This is a genomic window from Bacillus sp. LR--39 (assembly GCF_053613335.1).
Window position 1 is genome coordinate 1 of record NZ_JBSIOT010001167.1, and the last position, 611, is coordinate 611.

Consider the following 611-nt stretch of genomic DNA (forward strand, 5'->3'; position numbering starts at 1 on the left):
TTCATTATCCAAATGGTTTGTCGGCTCGTCCAAAATGAGCAGATCAGCGGGCTGAATTAAGTTTTTGGCAATGGCTACCCGTTTTTTCTGGCCGCCTGAGAGCTCATTGACCGGTTTTGTTACGTCTTTGACGCCCAGCTTAGACAATACGGTTTTTGCCAAGGTGTTTGCATCCCATGCATTGTTTGCGTCCATTTTCGCTTGTGCTGCCAGCAGGTGTTTTTGGCGCTGTTCATTTTCGGGATCTTTCCCCAGTTCATACAGCGCTTTTTCATATTCACGCAAGGTTTTCATCACAGCCGATTCACCGGAATAGATATGCTCCAGCACTGTTTGCCCCGCAGGCAGCTCCGGGTCTTGATGAAGAAATTCGACCTGCACGCTTCCGGATTTCGTGATTTCTCCTTCTTCGATAGATTCCAAGCCGGCAATCACTTTCAGCAGCGTTGATTTTCCTGTTCCGTTCGGCCCGATTAATCCGATTCTCTCATTCTCTTCAATATGAAAGGAGATATGGTCAAATAATGTTTTATCTCCGTATGTTTTATAAAGATTTTCCGCTTTTAATATGCTCATGATTCCTATCAATCCTCACGTAAGTTCATGTGTAC

General features: G+C 44.8%; 1 protein-coding gene. It reads right to left on the reverse strand.

The annotated features are described in order from the left end of the window. The coding region (locus ACWHAR_RS29190; RefSeq protein WP_452088711.1) for an ATP-binding cassette domain-containing protein at window positions 1-576 on the reverse strand (576 nt) is incomplete at its 3' end. Between the last annotated feature and the right edge of the window lie 35 nt (window positions 577-611).